This is a genomic window from Paenibacillus xanthanilyticus (genome assembly GCF_042682185.1).
Taxonomy (GTDB): domain Bacteria; phylum Bacillota; class Bacilli; order Paenibacillales; family Paenibacillaceae; genus Paenibacillus_Z; species Paenibacillus_Z xanthanilyticus.
The window spans coordinates 1,521,513-1,541,990 of the sequence record NZ_JBHUHA010000002.1 but is presented as its reverse complement, the minus strand read 5'-3'; the positions used below and the strand labels follow the sequence as shown (position 1 = coordinate 1,541,990).

The following is a 20,478-nucleotide window of genomic DNA, read 5'->3' as shown; positions in this document are numbered from 1 at the left end:
GGAATCGGGCAGCGAGCGGGTGACACATCCAGTAGACCATGGTAGTATATGGAACTAAACCGTGGTTGCCGGGAGATGATGCTCATGAATAAGGTCGTGCAGTACTACGAGGGGATAGACGAAGATTCGAGGTTCGTCCGAAATTCGCGCAAAATCGAGTTTCTGACCACCGTCCATACGCTGGACCAGCTCATGCCCGCGCGCGCCAAACTATTGGATGTCGGCGCGGGAACCGGCGCGTATTCGCTCTATTATGCCGAACGGCAGCATGAGGTCGTGGCGGTCGATATTACGCCGAAGCATATTGATCGCCTCCGAGACAAATCCAATCAGCAATCGCTGCCCCTCCAAGCCTATGTTGCGGACGCCAGGGATCTGAGCCGGTTCGCCGCAGGCACGTTTGATATCGTCTTGTGCTTCGGGCCGATGTACCACCTTACCGAGCATGAAGACCGCATGCGCTGCATACGGGAATGTCTGCGGGTGCTCAAGCGCGGCGGTTACCTGGCGATCGCGTACATCAATAAATTCTCGATCCTGCCGATGCTGGCGACGAGAGATCGCACGTTCATTCGCGATAGCGTGATCGCTAAAGTGATCCAAGACGGGGTGATCAAGGACGGGGACGAGGATTGCTTCTGGACGGACGCGTACTTTACAAGTCCGGACGAGATCGAGGCTGTATTGGAGCCGTTCGAGGTAACGCCGATCGCGCATGTCGGCACGGACGGGATTAGCCATACGATCCAGCATGATATCGATCAACTGGATGAGCAGCAGTTTGACGCCTGGATGAACTACCATGTTCGAACCTGCGGCGAAAGAAGCATCCTAGGTCTTAGCAGTCATGGTCTCGTCATTGGACAGAAAAGGTAGCGTTAACAGCCTCATCAAGCCGGCAGGGGGAGTTGTTCATGACCTTATCCCATTCGACCTTACTCCCGGATGACGATCATGCAGGGGAGATGCTTCAGCTTCTGCTGTCTGGCGTTCAAGAAGTGCTGGGAGACAACCTCGTTGGCGTGTACCTGCGGGGTTCGCTCGCTTTAGGCGATTTTCAGCCCGGTTCAAGCGACCTTGATTTTCTGGTGGCGACGCGATCTCCCGTGACGGCCGAGACAATAGCGGACTTGAACGGGTTACATGACCGACTGGCCAGGATTCCGAATCCGTACGCGCATGAATTAGAAGGGACGTATATCGATCAGGCGGCACTGAGAACGTTTCAGGAAGAACGCCAATTCCCGACGTTATCCCGGGGCGAGACGTTACGGCTGGCGGTGCACCGGTCGAACTGGGTGCTGGAACGATGGACGGTTCGCGAGCATGGCATAACGCTGTTAGGTCCGGATCCAAAGACGCTGATCGACCCCATCTCGAAGGAACACATCCGCTCGGCGGTCTCCGACCGATTACGCGATTGGGCGGCTTGGTGCGATCAACCGGACGATCCGGCATGGCAGCGGCCGCTTCACCATCTCGCGTATGTAGTGGAGACGATGTGCCGCGCCTTGTATACGCTGGATGGCGGGGAGATGTGCAGCAAACCGCGTGCGGTGGAATGGGCATTAAGGACGCTTCCGCAGCCTTGGCATGCCCTCGTGGAACAGTCGCGGAGTTGGCGAGCCGACAACGTGACGACGCCCGATGAGGCGAGCATCGCCGAAGTGAGGCGGTTCATTCGCTGGATGAACGAAGGGAGATTTAGATTCATGCCACACGGCTCCAACCGCAACACGGCGCGGTATTAGAGCATGCTGTCGCCGCATCGTATGTGTACCCACAGAAGCAGGATCGGGACGTGACCCCGATCCTGCTTTCTTTGCGTGCTCGCGATCTGCTAATGCGCAAGCAATTCCATATCCGGTTGCAGTTCGTCCAGACCACCCGTTTGAGTTTGGGTGAAGACCGTCGATGGGGTAAGTTGTGGATTTGTCGGTCATATTTTCACAGGCCAAGGATATATTTAGTTCTGATATATCCCTTTGTGTTTCGGCCGGGGCGGGAAATGCTTGCAGTGAAAGGTGGTGCGATGGTTGCCCAATTTCGATGTGTTTGGGAATATCAATCATCCTTTGGTTACGGAGGGCATCGGTGGCAATGGAATTCGACACGGCGTTTTGTATTATGCCAATACCAACCCCCAGAATACGTCGGGGTCGAACTCCTTTTTATCTTTGCAATTGTCGAATCCAACTACGACGGTTCGCGAAGTGCGTATCGTACGCGTGTTTGGCGGCGCATTCACGAATACGATCTTACATTATATTCGCAACGGAACCCTGAACGGCGGAGTTACGTTAGCCGCCTTTAACGGCAACTTCGCCTACGCGGATCGAAGCCAGGTGATTCCGTCCTTCAGCGTATCGAATGCTGGAAACCCGGTAATTGGCGGGGTAACGTTAGCCTCGTTCATCCAAGTCGGCGGTCCCGTGACCAACGAGGTGGATGGGCGATTGATGCTCTCGCCCGGGGACCGTTTTATCGTTCTTCTGCAAAATGCGACTGGAGGAAATAACATCCAAAGCATTGCCATGAACTGGATCGAAAAATGAAGGCGATCACCCTGCTTCGCACCCCCGCCGCTCTGACGTATACCGCAAACGCCGCGAACGCCGCGAATGCCGTAACCGATCCCGGCGTCCACGCAGTCCAGCATCGTTGGCCGCGTTGACGCTTGGCAGCCAATCTTCATTCACGGCGCGTATCGGCGTACTCCCAGCTACGTGATGTTGCGCTTCACCCATTCCGCGGTCTGTACGGGTACTTCCATCGGGAACTGGTGGCCATACGGGATGCCGGTCGTCTCCAGATGCCGGAAGGACTCGGGAATCGAATAAGCCCGGTCTTGCGTGCCCCACAGGATCCGGACCTTGCCCGGATCCCAGGACAACGGCTGCAACGACACACTCGCGGGCTGCGTTAAGGCCGCCATCGCGCGGGCGTTGGCGGCGCGTACGCGAGGGGAGCGCAGATCGTCGATGATATGCCGGGCATATCGATCCAACTGTGCGCTTGGCGACGTGAAATCGCCTTTCTTCAGAAGCGCGCGCCGAAAGGCGGACAGCGTCAGATGCTTCAAAACCGGTCTCGTGATACTAGCATACTTGTAGGTCCGCCCGACGGGATGCAGGACAGGCTGCATCAGCAGCAGTTTGTCGATCCGTGAACCGATGCGTTCCATGACTTTCGCCGCGATCAACCCGCCGAAGGAATGGCCGATCAAGATGACAGGACGGTCAAATTCATGAAGGAGCGCCGAGACGGCCTCTACATACCCGTCGATCAGGGAGGAGGAATGGCGATGCAGCGGCGTATGTCCGAAGCCGGGCAGGTCGACCAGACAGACCGGAGATCCTCCCAGGGCATCGGCGAACGGCAGGAAACAAGCAGCCCCGCTGAACGCGCCGTGCAAGACGATGACGGGGGTACCCGGGGCATCGCGCTCCAGCACGACAACATTCGATCGCCTGCGCTGCGTGTAGGTCCCGTGTTCGCGGTCCATTCCGGGATGACTGATCCGGGCATCCAAGTCGGCGATGACATAGGGAAGCGTGTCGGCCGCCACGGCTGTGCGTCCCCCGCTTTTTTCCTCCATCTCGAGCTTCGCGTCCACGGGGAAATCGGTTCGCACCACAAAATTCATCGACTCCTCGGGGATACCGAATCGTCTGCCGATTCCGGTACGCAGCAGTGACTTCAATACGCCGAGCGGAATCGATCCGACAGGCCGATTCACCTGGAGTTCATCCGCCATGCGCTCGACCAGTTGGCGGATGGACGGACTGTCTTCTTGGCGATCCAGCAAGTAATAGGTGTTGCTCACAGGTTGCTCCGCTTGAACGAGGCCCGCGATGAACGAAGCGGCATGATCGACGTGCACCATCGGGAGCCAGAAGGAATGACCGCCGGGTGCAAGCGGCATGAGCTGCCTTCGCACGGCATCCACGAGAATGCTCAATCCCCCGATTTGCTCCGTCTTGCCGGAGAAGGAATCGCCGATCACCACGCTCGGATTCACGGTGGAGAGGGGAATGCCTTCCCGATGCAGCGCCCTGCGCAAATAAAGATCGGCTTCAAACTTCATGCGTTCGTAGGGCGGCGCTTCTTCGGCCGAATCGTGATCCTGCATGAAATTGCGCTCGTTATACGGACTCATGAATCCGACCAGATGAATGAATTGCTTCAGGCCCTTCGTCCGTTGGATCTCGGCGGCGAGCGCAGCCAATTCGATTATCGGATGGAGAAAGGAGCGCTCGGCATCGGCTTGGCTCAGCTGAATGTTCATGGGTCCGCCGGCATGCAGGATAAGATCGGCCTGCAGCACCTGCTCGCGATCGGCCGCCTCCATCCCCAGCTGCGCTTGAGTCAGGTCGCCTTGGATCGGGATCAAGGATGCCGCGCCCTCCAGCTGCAGCTTGCGGAGCGTCTGGGCGAACCGTTCCCTATCGCGGACCAGGACATAAATGCGATGCTGCTTCTGTAAGGCCAGCCTGGCAAGCACCTGTTGGCCGATAAAGCCGGTTCCCCCGGTTAGAAAGATGTTCAATTCGGTCATCTCCATCCTGAATTTTTTAGTACTAATCAGTACTACATGTGTCGAAAAAAGAGCTTAAGCCAAAAATCACTTAAGCAGCGCGAATAAGCCTTGCAGGAGATTCGGTAAGATCCTCGGGTTGTCGCAGGCTTTCGCGAGGAACAGCGCGCCTTCGATCGAGGTTAGCATTAATGCGGCGGTGGGCTGGACTTGAAGGTCCGATCGCAGCTCTTGGTTACGAATACCCGCTTCTAGCAGACGTTCCAGGGTCAGGAGCTGCCGATCGAAAAATTGCTTGATCTGAACTCGGACGTACTCGGATTCCGCCGCCGTCTGCATATAGAGCGTCAAGAACGGGCAGCCGCCCAGCACGTCGATCGGATCATCATTCGCCACTAGCATGCTCACGATGCGCTCCAGTCGAGCCTCGATGGTCAGCTCTTCTTGAGCGGCAATCGATGCAAGCTGCCTTTCATACCGAGCGATCAGTCGGTCCACCATCGCCGTAAGCAGCTCTTCCTTGCTTTTGAAGTGGTAGTAAATGTTCGTCTTGGAGACTTTACTCGCCTTGACGATCTCATCCATGCTGGTCGCCTGGTATCCTTTGGTCAGGAATAATGTCATGGCCGTTTGCAGCGCGATGTCCTTGTTGGAAACGGTTGGTTTTGTTTTCGTCATATTAGTACTATACGGTACTAGTTGGGGTTCGGTCAAGAGGGCGGGAAAAAGCGATGCTGAGCCGAAAATAAGGTGCGTGACCGATTCGTACCGATACAAGGCGGCCTAGATCGTTGCATAGCAACGCGGAGTAGGGCTAACGGTACTCGATTCCAAAGAATCGATTGTGGTATAAATGATAAAAACGTTATAGCAAAGGGGAGTTCATATGCCATATATCAATTTACAGGTAACCAAAGGTGCAAGTCGGGAGCAAAAGGCGCAGATTGTTAAGGAATTTACGGAAACACTGGTGACTGTTCTTGGCAAAAAGCCAGAACATATTCATATTGTTATACAGGAGATCGAAGAGGAGAATTGGGGTTTTGACGGTGTACTAACCGATGTCTACCGAAAGCGTGAAAAATGACCGCTGATCGTGATGGCGGATTTGGTTGAGATGCCTATTGGATGGAGAGCATCTTACGGAGGAACGTTATTTGAATAAAGACACGATGGCAGCCGATTATGACAATCGGCTGTTTTTGTTGAACGTACGGGAAGTAGAACGAGGAAAGGATGAGGTACTATAAAAGTTAGAACTTATTGTCTTAGGATTATGGAGATATAATCCAGGTAGCTTCGTTAATAACAATGGGAAATGGCATTGGATGTGGTTAGGGGGAGTAAGATGAACCTTGTCGAAAAGCGATTAGAGGATATAAGACCCTTGTTTTTTCTCTATTCTTTTTTTACCACTGTAATTATTTATTCCGTTTTTTTTGCTATGATTTCCAGAGACGATGGCGTTATCTTTGATTTTCAAACTTTTTTCATGGTCTGTCCCTATGTTTTTATTGGGGTAATGTTCTTTGGTGTTCCTATAGCTATTGCTATTGATCTGATCATGTCGAAACTGAAAAGCAAATCTAAAATGAGTGCTCTACTTCTTGAAACTATTCTATATCTATCCATTTCAATGATTGGGACTTTTTTGACGCTTCTGTTGATATTCAGAGATTTCTCGATGTTGATACAACATTTTATATTCGGTGACGGCATATTTCTGCATATTTTCGGTGCACCACTTGCAATTCTATTCCAAATTTCACTACGCTTCTTCAGGTGTATCCATCGTTTGTTCCTAAAAAGGAAATATACATCAGGAATAGAATGCAACCTTCAAACGAAAGGAGCGACATACCGTGATGCACCAAGATCGTTGGAGTCAGACTAACGGGTAGGTTCGCAACAACATAGCTTAAAGACCTTCCTAACCAGCCGTTAGAATAGTATAGAACGCGGCAGTAAAGTTTTTATTATTCCGTGGTGCCCGAGAGGGACATGGATGGCTAACTAGGATCAGGGATATGCAACAGCCAACCATCCAGGCTGACGATCGGGTGTTGTTGGCGATGATATATTTGGGAGCTGTTTTGGATCTCATGCGGAATATGTCTGTCCTCGTCAAAATGTACTTGACTTGGATAAGAGATTTTTGAGTCAATTAATAGAGGCGAATTAAGGGGGAATTGTACTTGGGATGTAAATCAGGGGACCCTCACACTTTATTGCAACCGGCGAGAAACAGAGCAACATCGCTCCATATAATCGTGAATGCGGACTAGGAGGAGTCGACTAATGGGTGAGAAGATGCACGTCGACGAAATGGAAATTAATGAGGCGCTCGTGCGCCGTCTGCTTGCCGCCCAGTTTCCCCACTGGGCAGGGCTGTCCCTGCGACGGATCGAGCCTGCTGGCACAGAGAACGCCGTCTTCAGGCTGGGCGACGAATTTGCTGTTCGGCTCTCGCGACGGGAGGGACCTTCGACACCAGATAGTCGCGAGTTTATTTGGCTGCCTAAGCTGGCGCCATTGGTTCCGCTTGAAATCCCCGTACCAATCGCTCAGGGACATCCGAATAGTGAATATCCGTGGTTTTGGGAGATCCATACGTGGGTTGAAGGCGAGACTGTACCGATAGAGGAGATGGATGCGATTCAGGCCGCGCGTGATCTTGCGGCGTTCGTTGCAACGCTGCAGCAACTCGATCCATCAGGCGGGCCGACGGGACGCGGCATTCCTTTGGCTCAACTGGATGAGGAGTTCCGCTACTGGCTGGCGCGCTTCGATGGCGATCCCTCGGTGTCTGCCGTGTGGGAATCGGCGCTTGCTGCGCCAACGTGGCAAGGCCCGCCGGTTTGGCATCACGGTGATCTGGACGCGCGTAACTGGCTCGTGCGAAATAAACGTATCACCGGCGTGATCGATTGGGCTACAATGGGCATTGGCGATCCTGCATGCGATGTCATGGTCGCTTGGAAGTTACACTCGCCGGCAGCCCGTGATGCGTTCCGTGAATATCTTCCGACGGACGACGCTACGTGGGCAAGAGCCCGCGGATGGGTCGTTTCTCAGGCAGTGGGCGTATTGGCTTACTACACGCCGGAAAACAATCCAGTTCTGTATCAGGAGGCGAGATCCTGGCTCGACCTCGTACTATCGGAGTAGTACCTGATTAAGAAAAGGATCACAGACTTTCTAACGCACATCGAACTATTATGCGTGGGGTTAGAGATGTTTTGCTTATTACCATAAAAAAAACGGGGAAATTGGTCGGCATGGTACCACTCCGCATGTAAAGACAACGGAGTGGGAGTTTCTCCGAGATATTGGGATAGCTTTAGGGGTTCCTTCAGAAGCGATACTCAAAGAAGAAAAAGCTGCGAATACATTTGAAAATGCACGTTTTTCTTTGGAAGTCTTACATCATCTTGGTGTACAACGTTAACGGCAGCCCGGATCGGCTGCCGTTTTTTTGCACTCGTCGAATGGTGAACGTGTGAATGTGGGGAGCGAAATCGCAACTGGCGCTTGGCATACAGGCGTAGTCAGTCGAGTTGGATGTCGCCGTTCCCTTGAGCCTTGGCCCCTTGATTTTTTGCGTCTAGCATCGTATCGAGCAGGATGAGAACGACGCCAATTGTGATTCCGATGTCGGCGATGTTGAAAATCGGGAAGATATAGCTGCCGAACGTCAGTTTGAAGAAGTCGACAACCTCCCCGTACAGCGCTCGGTCGATTAGGTTTCCAATCGCGCCGCCGAAGATCAATCCGAGGGCTAGCATAAGCAGCACTCGACCCGAGCTCCGGTTCCTCCGGATGTACCATATGATGCCGATCAGGACGGCGATCGTAATTACAATGAAGAACAGCCGTTGGTTAGGCAGTATGCTGAATGCCGCTCCGTTGTTCATGTACAGCTGAATTTGGAAAAACTCGCCGATCACCGAAATCTGATCGCCTACCTCCATGCCGCCAGAGACGATTTTCTTTGTAATCTGGTCCAACACAAGCACGACAAACGCGACTAAGTAATAAAAGGATTTCACTACGTTTCCCCCCGATTCATTCAACATGGACGACCAGTCTTTATCTGCAAAAATATTCCATATTATTGTACCATACGCCTGAGGGGCAAACCACCCAAATGCCTTCCAGCCAGAAAGCAGCGTGCGACCGTCATATTCACGATGACCGTCCCTGTCCCATTGATTTAACATGCAGGATAACGTGATATCCACCTTGAAATTAGTAACAAGTAAATAAATCTAGTCGTGAGGTAAGCGGATGAATAATCATTACAGAACCCCTGTGCTGCTTGAACAAATAATCACGTGGGAGCGAGAATATTCCCATGAAGTTGGCTATTTAGAAAACCCTACGGGCCTTTATCTTGGTATTGATTTTAATACGACTGATGGGTATTTTTGCACGCCAGTGGATTGTTTCCCATTTGCAGATACAGGAGCGGACGGAGAACATTTTGGACTGTTAACTGATTTTGGATTCGTAAAAGACTTAAATGAAGCGCCTGTGATCCGCATCTCTCCTATGCATTCTGACCATGTCCAGCTTGTCGCTCGAAATCTTAATGACTTTTTCTCCTTACATTTCTACGACGAGTTACTATTAATGAACGACTACTCGAGTGAAGATGAGTATCTGGAGAGAGTGCGTCAAGAGGAATCCAAAGATCTAAATTCAGAGTGGTTCGACCATGACCGTTGGAAAAAGGAAAGAGCAAAGGTATTAAACGAAGTTCAGGAGAAATTCAACTTATATCCCATCGCGGATCCAGTTCACTATCTACAGGACATTAGGTTGGAGCGGCAGTTACAGATTGCGATTAAGACCGAAGATTCTCTGGGTATAGTGCGACTACCTACAGCAATCCCACCTGAGAAAGAACTACTCTTGGCTTCCGTTCGAAATTTGCAATTTACGGCATGTTCGGACAGAAACATCGTTGAGCGTCATGCAAAAGAACTTGTTGGTTTGGGCATGACGAAAGAGGCCGAGTCTTTACTTGTTCGTTTGTTACGCTAACTGGAAACGATAGCTCAATAAACCACAGCGGCGGCCGATAGAGTGTTTAAAGTGATGTAACGGCGAAAATGAACCGTCAGCCTATTACGGCTGCTGGTTTTAAGATAAAGTAACTTTCCAGGTTTAAAGACGTATAAAGCTGGTTAACGGGCAGTAGTTTAGAGGGGAGAGAAAACGAACATTTATATCTCAACATTGATTTACGTTATCCTAAGTGTACTTATGGTTATATTGTTCGTCATGTTTGTAATAAATAGTTTTAGAAGGAAATGAACTAAAGTAAGCCCTACAAATTGAAGTATCGGAGAACGTTAGCTGAATAAGATCCTGTGCAGCTGGTCATATGATCGGCTGCTTTTTTTCATTGAAGTAACGGACAGATTACGTTAATGATGCTCAACAAAACGAATCACAAAATCGCTTGACTTGGAGTGAACTCCAAATGCAATAATATCGGATATCAGGTTACAGTATCATTTTTAATAACAAAACAGAGGGAAAGAGAGGCATTGACGAAATGGAATATACGAAGCTTGGAAATACCGGGTTAGATGTATCTCGCCTTTGTCTGGGCTGTATGGGTTTTGGTTCAGCAGCTCAAGGGTTTCATCAATGGGTACTTGATGAAGAACATAGTCGGCCGGTCATAAAAAAAGCCCTTGAACTTGGGATCAATTTTTTTGACACGGCGAATGTATATGCAGGAGGGACAAGCGAAGAGATTGTTGGTCGGGTGCTTAAGGATTATGCGAATCGAGATGAAATTGTCATTGCGACAAAGGTTTATTCACGTATGCATAAAGGTCCCAATGGTGGGGGTCTTTCACGCAAAGCAATTATGAGTGAAATAGATAAGAGCCTCAAGAGACTAGGGACCGATTATGTAGATCTGTACCAAATTCACCGATGGGATTCCAATACGCCCATCGAAGAAACGATGGAAGCTCTTCATGATGTTGTGAAGGCTGGTAAAGCCAGGTATATTGGTGCTTCCGTTATGTATGTATGGCAGTTTATGAAGGCGCAGCATGCTGCCGAGAAAAATGGATGGACCCGGTTTGTATCGATGCAGAACCACTATAACCTTATTTATCGTGAAGACGAGAGGGAGATGCTGCCGCTTTGTAAGGAAGATAAAATCGGCGTTATTCCCTTTAGTCCGCTCGCATCAGGAAGATTGACACGCGATTGGTCGGAAACAACGACTCGTTCTGAAACCGATCAGGTTCAAAAAGCCAAATATGATGCGACTGCAGACAACGACCGATTAGTTGTAGAGCGAGTGGCGGCCATTGCGGAGAAACGCGGTGTTCCACGTGCTCAGATCGCGCTTGCCTGGTTGCTTCAGAAAGAACCAGTAACTGCCCCCATTATCGGCGCTACAAAAATATCGCATCTCCAAGATGCAGCAGCAGCGCTTGCAATTGTGTTAACGCCAGAAGAAATTTCGTTTCTGGAAGAGTTATATGTACCTCACCCTGTATATGGATTTAGGGTCGGCTTTAACTGATAGGGAAGGTGGAAAACTCCAATGCTCATTGCAGAAGTTAGTGAAAAATTCGACATATCGCCCGATACACTCCGTTACTACGAGCGCATCGGACTTATACCACGTGTAAATCGCAATAAAAGCGGAATCAGGGACTATACGGAAGAAGACTGCAGATGGGTCGAACATGTTAAATGTATGCGAGGTATAGGTCTTCCCATTGAAGGTTTAATTGAGTATGCAGGGCTTTATCAACAAGGCGATGCTACCATAGGTGCAAGGAGAGAACTTCTAGCCGAGCAGCGTAAGCAACTGCTAACAAAAATAGATGAGATGAATAAAGTGTTGGGGCGTATGAACGAGAAAATTGATAGATATGATCAGTCATTGCGCTAACTGGGAACGTTAGCTCAATACAACCAGCAGTAGCTGGCCACGCAAGACCCCTTATGTACCTCACCGGATCGTTGGTCACCTGTAATGAGCGTAAGAACTTTCAACAGGCAGCAGAGAAGGGGCAAAGAAGATACGAGGAGTAAGTCAACCTGCTCCGAGGAGGAAATGATCACTGGAACGTTTATGGACGAAACAATTTGTTCTCATGACGATCGGAAACCTGTTCCTATTTGTCGCTTTTTATATGCTGTATCCGACCTTACCTCCGTTCATCAAACAGATGGGCGGAACCGAATCGCAAGTTGGTCTGGCGATGGGCGCATTTGCGTTGTCCGCCGTATTTTTTCGGCCGCTTGTCGGCGGGCTGCTGGAGCGGTTCGGTAGGCGGCCGTTTATAGTATGGGGGCTGCTTCTTTTTATCTTCGCAATGTATATGTATAACTGGGTCGGTGAAATTATCTATCTTATAGCTCTCCGAATCTTGCACGGGTTGAGCTGGGCGCTTTCGACCACCGCCATAATCACATCAATAACGGATACGATCCCGGCTGCCCGCCGCGGCGAAGGAATGGGGTGGTTTAGCACGTCCACGACCTTGGCTATGGCGATCGGCCCGATGTTCGGTATCTGGGTTACACAGAACCATTCGTACAGCGCTTTGTTTTTATTCGCCGTCGTCCTCTCTGCAACAGCGCTGCTCCTGACGTTTGGTGCAAAAATTCCTTTTCGGCCGCAAACGGGCGCAGGAAGAATCGAATTGTACGAAAAATCGGTCTTGCCACTTGCGGCGTCCGTCTTTTTTCTGTTCATCGCTTATGGCGGTATTACCACATTTGTTCCGCTGTTCGCAAGCTCGATCCAGGTCAATCCAGGCACATTCTTTCTGACCTTTGCTGCCACGCTTGCGCTCAGCCGTCCCCTTTCAGGAAAACTTTCCGATCGCTACGGCGAGATGGTTGTCATTGTACCTTCACTTGTCATTACGATTTGTGCATTGATTGTCCTGAGCGTCTCGACCGGATTGATCGGCGTCCTGATATCGGCTGTTTTATATGGTATCGGCTTCGGTTCCGCGCAACCGGCTTTTCAATCGGCGACGATACTTCTGGCCCGTCCGGACCGCAAAGGGGTCGCCAACGCCACGATAACGACTGCTAATGACCTTGGTATAGGGCTGGGTGCGATCTTGTTGGGCTGGGTCTCCCAGTACTCAAGCTACCAGGTATTGTTCGCGGTCAGCGCCGGGTCGGTTGTCGTTTCCTTGCTTCTTTTCACTTATTTTGTGAAACGTTTGTTGAAAAATAAAGGAGAGTCTATGAATGTGGATTCTCATTCTATAGAATCGAGTTGACTGAAGAAAAATTGATAAATATGAAACAAGGAGGAGCAGTCTGCCTTAGGCAATATGCAGAAGGGATTGAGCTACCCCGAAAATTACTCTTAGCACAAACCCAAAAATGGCAGCACGAAACTAAGCCCAGCCTTTATGTTTTTTAAAAACTGTGCTTCAACGAGATTTATGAGAAATCGGAACGCTTAAGAAGCCTCCGAATTAGAGAGAGCGACCTGAAAACCAAGATTCTCGAGCCTTCGTACGGCTTGTCTAACAATCGCTTCTTGCTGTCGCTGCTCAAAGTAGTGGCTACCTAAATCTTTGTAATCCTCTTTGCGTGGGAGAAGATGGTAAGCAATAATCATGATGGAGTGCGCGACAGCTACAGCTGCTCGGTGTCGGTCTTTTCGAGCGATGCGCCAGTATTGGGCTCCTAGGTAGTTGTCGCATCTGCCGTTTGGCTACCTCCGTATCGAGTTCGAGAATTTGTTCATTCAGAAAATCGACGTGCATCAGCCAAGACATAACGAATATGCCGATCTTCTTGTTGAATCAGGTGCTGCAATTGAGTTAAGCGTGATGAAAGACGTGCGTGATGTCGTCCGCGACTAATTAACCCGCAACCTATTGAAGCGCGCCATCGTCTACGAGTGAACGTCAATCAGCGCCGCGGCCGGATGCGCAAGAAGTAACGGAATGCCGCGTTTTCCATGTCGACGCATTGTCTAGGCCGATTAGCGATTTTACGATTTCACGCATCCAAGATGCGTTACATACGGATCCGGATCGGCTCTTCCATGTCAAGGGACCGAGACAGTGGTTGGAATAAAAATAAACATCGGTTGAAGAGAACGGAACGGGCGGAGGTGTTGGGATGTACAGCGTAAAATCACCAGGCGGCTCGCTATACCCCTATTATTATAAAGGCGGGGAGATCCACTGCCTGAAATACGGGAGCTTCTATCGAAACAAGGATGCTCTGTTTGCGCTCATGAAGGAGGAAGAAAATTTTATCCTCGGGAAACAGCGGCGCATGCGTATATGGGTGGATTTCTACAAAACCAATCTGACCCACGAGGTCATCGCGGAGTTTGCAGCTAGCATCCGCCGGATCGCGCCAACCATAAGCAAACTATCGATCGTCGGCTGTCCGGCCTTCACAACCTGGCGAATACGCAGCCAATTCAGAAAATCCCCAACGTCGATCCCGCTGAAGTTCTTCATCGACCCGGAAGATGCCAAAACGTGGCTGGTCGCGGAGAGCATGTAGCAGCCATCGGCCATGGATTCCGATCAAGCGCGATAACTCCGTGCAGCCCCGCCGGCGGCTAGTCTGCGCTATCGTGTACTTTTTAGAGAAGGCGGCATAAACTAAACCATCCAACACCAAGAGGGGTGCTGCCGGATGGGCTATACGGTGCAATATATACCTCTGCACAAGATCAAGGCCGGGTTGAGCGCCAAAACCACGAAACGCAGCAAGGAGCTTCATAAAGTCGCGCAGGATTGCATGCAGCTGTTGGTCGTCCGCAAAAGCCGGAAAGATGGCGGTTACGTCATTTTAAGCGGGAATACCCACCTGGACTACTACAAACGATTCACGAAGAAGAACGCCGTGCCTTGTCTGGTGGACGAAGGCACCCTTGCGACGGCCTGGGCCGCGCTCGTCAACCGTTACCGCAAACGGCAGCGTCCCCAGGAACTGCCCCATGCGAACGGGAACGCGGATCGGATCGCCGGCAGCGGCTTGTCCATCGTTCGTTCGTACCTGAAGCAGGATGCCCGGTTCAAGAAGTTGTCCCGGCGCGAGCAGCTAAGGGTGCTTCGACTGGGCTGGCAATACAAGAAGACGACGATCCGCGCCATGAAGGCGAAGGTCGACGAGCTGATGAAAAAGTAAGCGCGCGGAACGGGAAAGCCGTGCCGCGTTCCTTCGCGCGCAATAAAAAAAGCGATGCAGCCATGTGCATCGCTTCTTTCGATTTACACCGCGTGCATCTTCTGCGCGGAGTACAGCTTGTAATACCGGCCTTGCAGCGCCATCAGCTCGTCATGCGAGCCGCATTCGGCGACGCCCTTGTCGGCGACGTACATGATCTTGTCGCAGTTCTTCACCGTGGACAGGCGGTGGGCGATAATGAACGACGTGCGGCCTTTGAGCAATTCGTTCAAGCCCTTCTGCAGCAGCCGCTCGGTCTGCGCGTCGATGGACGAGGTCGCTTCGTCCAGGATGAGGATGCGCGGGTCCGCGAGCAGCGTCCGGGCGAAGGAGATCAGCTGCCGCTGGCCTTGGGACAGCTTGGAGCCGCGCTCGTTGACCTCCGTCATGTAGCCGTGCTCGAATTCGCGGATGAAGTCGTCGGCGCAGACGGTCTTGGCTGCGGCGATGATCTCTTCCTCGGTGGCATCCAAGCGTCCGTAGCGGATATTGTCCATGATCGTGCCGGAGAAGATGAAGCTGTCCTGCAGCATGATGCCCATCTGGCTGCGCAGCGACTTCAGCTGCACCTGCTCGATATCGTGGCCGTCGATCCGAATCTCCCCGCCCGTAATGTTGTAGAAGCGGGAGATCAGGTTGACGACCGTCGTCTTGCCGGCGCCCGTCGGACCGACGAGCGCGATGCTCTCGCCTGCCTTCACCTGGAAGGAGAGATGCTCCAGAATGTTGTGCCCCGGATCATAGGCGAAGGTGACGTCGTCGAACGTCACGTGGCCTTGGATCGGCGGGAGCGTCCTCGCACCCGGCACGTCGCTGACGGTGACCGGCTCGTCGAGCGTCTCGAAGATCCGCTCCAGATAAGCCACCGCGTTGACGAAGCTGTTGTACAGGTTCGAGATGTTCAGGATCGGCTGCCAGAAGCGCGCCGCATAGCTGCTCATCGCGAGGATGACGCCGAAGGTGATCTCCTCGGGCCCGATCGCCAGCAAGCCGACGAAATAGATCGATGTCGTGACGATCGTCGCCAGATTGTCGACCGAGAACGGAATCAGGAAGTTCAAATACATGGTGCGCATCCACTCGGTGCGGAAATTGGTCGACAGGCGGGTGAAGAGCCCTTCGTTATGCGTCTCGCGGGTGAAGATCTGGGTGACGCGAATACCGCTGATGCTCTCCTGCAGGTAGGCGTTCAGATTGGAGCTCTTGTTCGACACGGCCTGCCACGCCCGGCGCTGCCGCGTCTTGATGAGCATGATGACGCCCAGGAACACCGGAAGCCCCGCCAGAATGACGAACGAGAGCTTGACGTCGACGGCGAACATGAAGATCGCGATGAAGAGCAGGTTCAGAATTTCCAAGATAAAGTTGATGATCCCGTTGGACAGCACATCCGAGACGGAGTTGACATAGTTGACGACCCGGATGAGAATCTTGCCCTGCGGCCGGTCGTCATAATATTGGAACGGCAGCTCCTGTAAGTGCTTGAACAGATCGGTCCGGATATCGAAAATAATGTCCTGGCCGACACGCGTCATCATGCGCGAACGAATGGTCGCCAGAATGACGCTGATGATGATCGTGGCCAGCAGCAGAACGGACCAGCCGATCAGGCCGCCTTTGTCCTTGGCCGGAATCGTCACGTCCACGACATGCTGCATGATCAGCGGGGCCGACAGCGCGATCCCCGCCGATAAGGCGCTCAGGATGAAGGCGATGATCATCGGCTTCTGCTGGCGCTTGATGTAGACGAGCGCGCGCCGGAAATGCTTAATATTGAACGGGCTTTCCAGGTTCTCGTCGATATCGAATTTATTCCTTGCCACGGGTCTTCGCCTCCCTTCCGATGCCTTCGTTCTGCAGCATGAATACGTCGTAATAGTAGCCGCGCTTCTGCAGCAGCTCGGCGTGCGTGCCTTCCTCTACGATCTTGCCGCCTTCCAGAATGAGGATGCGGTCGGCTTCGGCCGTCGTGGACACGCGCTGGGCGATGATGATTTTGGTGCACGGGAACGCAAGCTCCCGCAGACTCTTCTGAATATGCTCCTCCGTCTCGAGGTCGACGGCGGAGGTCGTGTCGTCGAGGATCAGGATCGGCGGCTGCACGGCGAGCGCTCGGGCGAGCGCGATCCGCTGCTTCTGCCCGCCGGAGAGGCCGACCCCGCGTTCGCCGACGATCGTGTCGTAGCCTTCGGGCATCTTCGTGATGAAGGCGTGGGCGGCGGCCAGCTGCGCGAACTTGACGACGTCCTCCTCCGGCATGTCGGGATCGCCGTAGGCGATATTGCCGTCGATCGTATCCGAGAACAGCAGGACGTCCTGGGTCGCCACGCCGATGTTGCCGCGCAGCTCATCCAGCTCCAGCTTGCGGACGTCGGTGCCGTCCACGAGGACGCGACCCTTCGTAACGTCATAGAAGCGCGGAATGAGATTGATCAGCGTGGTCTTGCCGGAGCCGGTCGCACCCATGATGGCGATCGTCTCGCCGGGCTCGACCTTGAAGCTGACGTTGTCGAGGACGGTAGCGCTGTCATATTTGAAGCTGACGTTCTCGAACTGGATGCGGCCTTGGTAGCGGCGCTTGGCGCGATCGCTGTGCGCGTTGACGATGTCCGGTTCCGCGTAGTACACGTCCATAATTTTGGTCAAGCTGGCGAAGAAACGCTGAATATCGTTGATGATGATGCCAATGCTGCGCATCGGATTGGAGAGGCCCCAGATGAGCGCGGTGAACGCGGCGAATTCCCCGAAGGTGAGACGTCCGTCCATGACGTATAGGCCCCCGGCCACCATCAGGATGACGGTGAAGCCCTGCGAGAAAATCTCGAGGTACGGGAAGTAGTCCAGCCAGACCAAGGCGGCCGCCTTATTGGCCTTGGAGTAGTTCGAGCTCTTCTCTGTGAACTTCTCGATCTCGAACTCCTCGCGCGCGAACGCTTTCACGACGCGGTTGCCGGCGATGTTCTCCTGCGTAATCGTATTGAGCTGCGACAGCCGCTCGCGCAGATCGATGTACATGGGACGCACGCGTCTGGCGAAGATGAACGCCACGATGAAGATCGGCGGCGACAAGATGAGCAGCCACAGCGTCAGCTCGGCGTCGATATAGAAGAAGTAGACGACGGCCGCCAAGAAGACGGTGAGCGACTCGATGATCGTCTTGATGATCCACGCCAACGTGTGCCGAACCATGTCGAGGTCGCCGGTCATCTTGGTCATGAGGTCGCCGGTGCGGTTGCGGTCGTAATACCGCATGTCTTGGCCTTGAATCTTGTTGTACAGGAAGATCCGCACCCGGTAGAGCATGTTCTGCGACGCCCGTTCGTACAGCATCGTCGTGAAATACGCCAGGCCCGTGCGAAGCAGCGAGAAGCCGATCATCCCGAGACCCAGGGCGATCAAGAGTCCCCGTCCGTCCGCCAAGTTCCGCGCTGCGTCCGGGCCCGCGATGAACTCGTCGACGATGCGCTGACTGAGATACGGGTTGATAATCGTAAGCGAGGAGCCCACGACCGAGAGGCAGAGCGCGAAAATATATCGAACCCGGTCTCCCTTCAAGTTGTGCCAAAGCCACTTGAATTGAAACATGCGATCACCAGTTTCTATTGTAGTGTGGTAGTGCTTCATGGCAATAAAGAAACAAAGGAATTATATCACATGTAGAAAAAGGCGCTAGCGGTTTTCTGCGTCGGCGGTCCTATTTTCGTCATTGGCTATTTTTATGCAAATTTGAAGAAGTCGGGTTTGCCTTCAAGCGCATGTTATGGCTGGGGTTGAGGAAGGGATGACGCGGATGGGAGCGAGCTGGAGCGGATTGCCGCGGGGACTCTTGAGCCTTATCGGTTTGATCTTGAACGCATTGAGGAGGAGAAGCCGCGGAGCTTTTATTATGAGTCGCTATATCCGAGCAAAGCGAACCGGCATTGGATGACCAATCGGCATATCATCCATAAGCTAGCGCAACTAGGCGATCGGTTGGACAAGCCGAGAGACGTCCATCATTGGCTCTACTTCCACTCCGCGGCGTCGCGCAATCAATTCAAAGCGCGCGTTCAACAAGACGGTTTTCAAATCGTGGATCAAGCCGATCAAGAAAATAAATATAGGCTGAGGATTGCCAGAGCGGAGACGGTGGAGCTTCTTGCCATCAGCGACGTTACCGACTTTTTGGTTCGGACAGCAGAGCAGCATGATGGAGAGTATGACGGCTGGGAGACGATGGTCGTCAAACCGGGACGCTTCCTAAGCGGGTTGAAGCGCATGCTGGGACGAGCGTAACCAGCTCGAGCCCGCAACCAGCAAGCTGGTTGATGGTCGTCCGAGGCGTCTGTCTCGACGAATACGCATATGCCGTTCATCCCATGTGAGGTCGTAATAATGCCCAAGGCCTCCGCATACACTTCAGAGGTAAGAAAACCAAGAGGCGAAAAGACACGAGAAGCGCCTCGGAACGCCCCCCGTGTCTTGACTGCGCCGCGTAATTACCCTCGGAATGGATTACGCAGGCTCGTATTCGCCGCCGCATCTTCGTCGGAGGAAACCGCTGGCTGCCCGTTAGCGGTTTTTTCTGCTCTCCGTGCGGCTCTGGATGTCTTCAAATACTCCAATAAGGCGGTAGCAAAGCCAAAGGCTGCGGTAAGAAGCGAAATAATGGTTGTAAACACGTTCATGGTCATGTTCACCTCCGTCTCCAAACTCACCTTTCTTGCCTACTCTTTCCTCTCCCAATCGGCTGTCCGCAAGGGAAGAAACCTAACTTACCCTCACTAATTTATAATCCCGAACATATGTTTATATGCCTAATCGGTAATAAAACTGTAATGATTTCGGTAGGCCGCTATGCTTTCATTTGGCGGCGGTACGTCAGAGGCGTAACGCCCGTCAGCTTGCGGAATTGATGATAGAAATGGCGCATGCCCTGAAAGCCGCAGCGAAGCGCGATCGTCTCGATATTGTCGTCGGTGGCCAGCAGCAGTTCTTTGGCGCGGACGAGCCGTTTGGCATTGACGTAATCGGTCACGTTCATCCCGGTCAGCTGCTTGAAGACGCGCGAGAAGTGGCCCGGACTGACGCAGGCGCCGGCCGACAGGGAAGCGAGTCCCCCGCACCCGACGGGATCGCGGTCAATGTCGCGCAGCGCTTGCTGGACCCAGCGCGGCGCGAGCGCCGATTCCGGCGAAGGGGATGCCGCCTCCGCCGTGATCGGAAGCCGGGCCAGCTCCAGCAGTACCTGCTGCGCTTGCAGCCACAGGGCATGGCGATAGCCGGATGCCTTCGCGTGCCATTCGCGTGCCATGGCGGCGATACAGGCTTCGACGCTCGTCCGGACCGATTCGGGGAGTGGTACGCGATAATGTTTGCGCTGACGCGCGATCTCGAAGCTCCGGAGCGGCCGATAGTCTTCGCTAGGCAGCACGGGCTGCGCGAACGAGGGCGCGAAGAACAAGGCGGTCGACACGATCGGATCGTCGGCGGAGGGGAACGCCCGGTGAACCGTATTCCCGGGGATCAGGAAGAGATCGCCGGGGGCTTTGTCATACAGCGACTGATCGATGAAGAAGGTCCCCTTGCCTTCGTGAATGTACACGATTTCGTACAAGTCGTGCACATGATCGGGCAGCTCGTTCTCCGAATAACGGACGCCGCGATGGACCAGCTCGAACGGGAAGAGCGGATCGAGACGGAAGGGCTTGCGGATGGGCTGCATGCCGGCTGCCTCCTTGACGGTATGGTTACCGCTA

The 20,478-nt window shown here is 52.9% G+C and carries 21 protein-coding genes; 14 read left to right on the top strand and 7 right to left on the bottom strand.

Annotation, left to right across the window (positions count from 1 at the left end):
• Positions 1-84: 84 nt before the first annotated feature.
• The 3 genes from ACFSKT_RS23930 (at position 85) to ACFSKT_RS23920 (ending at position 2,555) form a co-directional block, all read left to right on the top strand.
• Positions 85-876, top strand: a complete 792-nt coding sequence (locus ACFSKT_RS23930; protein ID WP_377717868.1) for a class I SAM-dependent methyltransferase — start codon at positions 85-87, stop codon at positions 874-876.
• Between the two features lie 38 nt (positions 877-914).
• Positions 915-1,751 (top strand): aminoglycoside adenylyltransferase domain-containing protein, encoded by an 837-nt coding sequence (locus tag ACFSKT_RS23925; protein ID WP_377717867.1) that lies wholly within the window; start codon positions 915-917, stop codon positions 1,749-1,751.
• Positions 1,752-2,036: 285 nt separating this feature from the next.
• Complete coding sequence (locus ACFSKT_RS23920; protein ID WP_377717866.1) at positions 2,037-2,555, top strand: hypothetical protein; 519 nt, start codon at positions 2,037-2,039, stop codon at positions 2,553-2,555.
• Between the two features lie 167 nt (positions 2,556-2,722).
• On the opposite strand, the gene ACFSKT_RS23915 is transcribed toward ACFSKT_RS23920, so the two are convergent.
• Complete coding sequence (locus ACFSKT_RS23915; protein ID WP_377717865.1) at positions 2,723-4,549, bottom strand: alpha/beta fold hydrolase; 1,827 nt, start codon at positions 4,547-4,549, stop codon at positions 2,723-2,725.
• A 75-nt stretch (positions 4,550-4,624) separates the two neighbouring features.
• A complete protein-coding gene (locus ACFSKT_RS23910) occupies positions 4,625-5,215 on the bottom strand; it encodes a TetR/AcrR family transcriptional regulator (protein WP_377717864.1) in 591 nt (196 codons plus the stop codon).
• 208 nt (positions 5,216-5,423) lie between these two features.
• Between ACFSKT_RS23910 and ACFSKT_RS23905 the strand changes: the two genes are divergently transcribed.
• The 4 genes from ACFSKT_RS23905 to ACFSKT_RS23890 all read left to right on the top strand — a co-directional run bounded on the left by ACFSKT_RS23905 (position 5,424) and on the right by ACFSKT_RS23890 (position 7,985).
• Positions 5,424-5,624, top strand: coding sequence for a tautomerase family protein (locus ACFSKT_RS23905; RefSeq protein ID WP_377717863.1), 201 nt, complete (start codon positions 5,424-5,426; stop codon positions 5,622-5,624).
• 261 nt (positions 5,625-5,885) lie between these two features.
• A complete protein-coding gene (locus tag ACFSKT_RS23900) occupies positions 5,886-6,431 on the top strand; it encodes a hypothetical protein (protein WP_377717862.1) in 546 nt (181 codons plus the stop codon).
• Positions 6,432-6,835: 404 nt separating this feature from the next.
• Positions 6,836-7,705: an aminoglycoside phosphotransferase family protein gene (locus tag ACFSKT_RS23895; protein WP_377717861.1), complete on the top strand. Its 870-nt coding sequence runs from the start codon at positions 6,836-6,838 to the stop codon at positions 7,703-7,705.
• Positions 7,706-7,805: 100 nt separating this feature from the next.
• Positions 7,806-7,985, top strand: a complete 180-nt coding sequence (locus ACFSKT_RS23890) for a YdcF family protein (protein ID WP_377717891.1) — start codon at positions 7,806-7,808, stop codon at positions 7,983-7,985.
• Positions 7,986-8,085: 100 nt separating this feature from the next.
• Here ACFSKT_RS23890 and lspA read toward each other — a convergent pair whose 3' ends face one another.
• Positions 8,086-8,586, bottom strand: a complete 501-nt coding sequence (lspA, locus tag ACFSKT_RS23885; protein WP_377717860.1) for a signal peptidase II — start codon at positions 8,584-8,586, stop codon at positions 8,086-8,088.
• A gap of 238 nt (positions 8,587-8,824) precedes the next feature.
• Between lspA and ACFSKT_RS23880 the strand changes: the two genes are divergently transcribed.
• The 6 genes from ACFSKT_RS23880 to ACFSKT_RS23855 all read left to right on the top strand — a co-directional run bounded on the left by ACFSKT_RS23880 (position 8,825) and on the right by ACFSKT_RS23855 (position 14,701).
• The gene (locus tag ACFSKT_RS23880; protein ID WP_377717859.1) at positions 8,825-9,583 is read left to right on the top strand and encodes a hypothetical protein; all 759 of its coding nucleotides are present in this window, start codon (positions 8,825-8,827) and stop codon (positions 9,581-9,583) included.
• A gap of 517 nt (positions 9,584-10,100) precedes the next feature.
• Positions 10,101-11,093 carry an aldo/keto reductase gene (locus ACFSKT_RS23875; protein WP_377717858.1) on the top strand — a complete coding sequence of 331 codons (993 nt, stop codon included), beginning with the start codon at positions 10,101-10,103 and terminating at the stop codon, positions 11,091-11,093.
• A 21-nt stretch (positions 11,094-11,114) separates the two neighbouring features.
• A complete protein-coding gene (locus tag ACFSKT_RS23870; RefSeq protein ID WP_377717857.1) occupies positions 11,115-11,468 on the top strand; it encodes a MerR family transcriptional regulator in 354 nt (117 codons plus the stop codon).
• A 172-nt stretch (positions 11,469-11,640) separates the two neighbouring features.
• The gene (locus tag ACFSKT_RS23865) at positions 11,641-12,819 is read left to right on the top strand and encodes an MFS transporter (protein ID WP_377717890.1); all 1,179 of its coding nucleotides are present in this window, start codon (positions 11,641-11,643) and stop codon (positions 12,817-12,819) included.
• Between the two features lie 856 nt (positions 12,820-13,675).
• On the top strand, positions 13,676-14,071 hold the full coding sequence (locus tag ACFSKT_RS23860) for a hypothetical protein (RefSeq protein WP_377717856.1): 396 nt from the start codon (positions 13,676-13,678) through the stop codon (positions 14,069-14,071).
• Between the two features lie 135 nt (positions 14,072-14,206).
• On the top strand, positions 14,207-14,701 hold the full coding sequence (locus tag ACFSKT_RS23855; RefSeq protein WP_377717855.1) for a hypothetical protein: 495 nt from the start codon (positions 14,207-14,209) through the stop codon (positions 14,699-14,701).
• A gap of 83 nt (positions 14,702-14,784) precedes the next feature.
• Here the strand turns inward: ACFSKT_RS23855 and ACFSKT_RS23850 are convergent, their stop codons facing one another.
• Positions 14,785-16,563, bottom strand: a complete 1,779-nt coding sequence (locus tag ACFSKT_RS23850) for an ABC transporter ATP-binding protein (RefSeq protein ID WP_377717854.1) — start codon at positions 16,561-16,563, stop codon at positions 14,785-14,787.
• Positions 16,550-18,325 carry an ABC transporter ATP-binding protein gene (locus ACFSKT_RS23845; protein ID WP_377717853.1) on the bottom strand — a complete coding sequence of 592 codons (1,776 nt, stop codon included), beginning with the start codon at positions 18,323-18,325 and terminating at the stop codon, positions 16,550-16,552. The genes ACFSKT_RS23850 and ACFSKT_RS23845 overlap by 14 nt, the downstream gene beginning before the upstream one ends.
• A 339-nt stretch (positions 18,326-18,664) precedes the next feature.
• Between ACFSKT_RS23845 and ACFSKT_RS23840 the strand changes: the two genes are divergently transcribed.
• Positions 18,665-19,015, top strand: a complete 351-nt coding sequence (locus tag ACFSKT_RS23840; protein WP_377717852.1) for a ribonuclease E inhibitor RraB — start codon at positions 18,665-18,667, stop codon at positions 19,013-19,015.
• Between the two features lie 203 nt (positions 19,016-19,218).
• Here ACFSKT_RS23840 and ACFSKT_RS23835 read toward each other — a convergent pair whose 3' ends face one another.
• A complete protein-coding gene (locus ACFSKT_RS23835; protein ID WP_377717851.1) occupies positions 19,219-19,413 on the bottom strand; it encodes a hypothetical protein in 195 nt (64 codons plus the stop codon).
• A 161-nt stretch (positions 19,414-19,574) separates the two neighbouring features.
• Complete coding sequence (locus ACFSKT_RS23830; RefSeq protein WP_377717850.1) at positions 19,575-20,444, bottom strand: AraC family transcriptional regulator; 870 nt, start codon at positions 20,442-20,444, stop codon at positions 19,575-19,577.
• Positions 20,445-20,478: the final 34 nt, after the last annotated feature.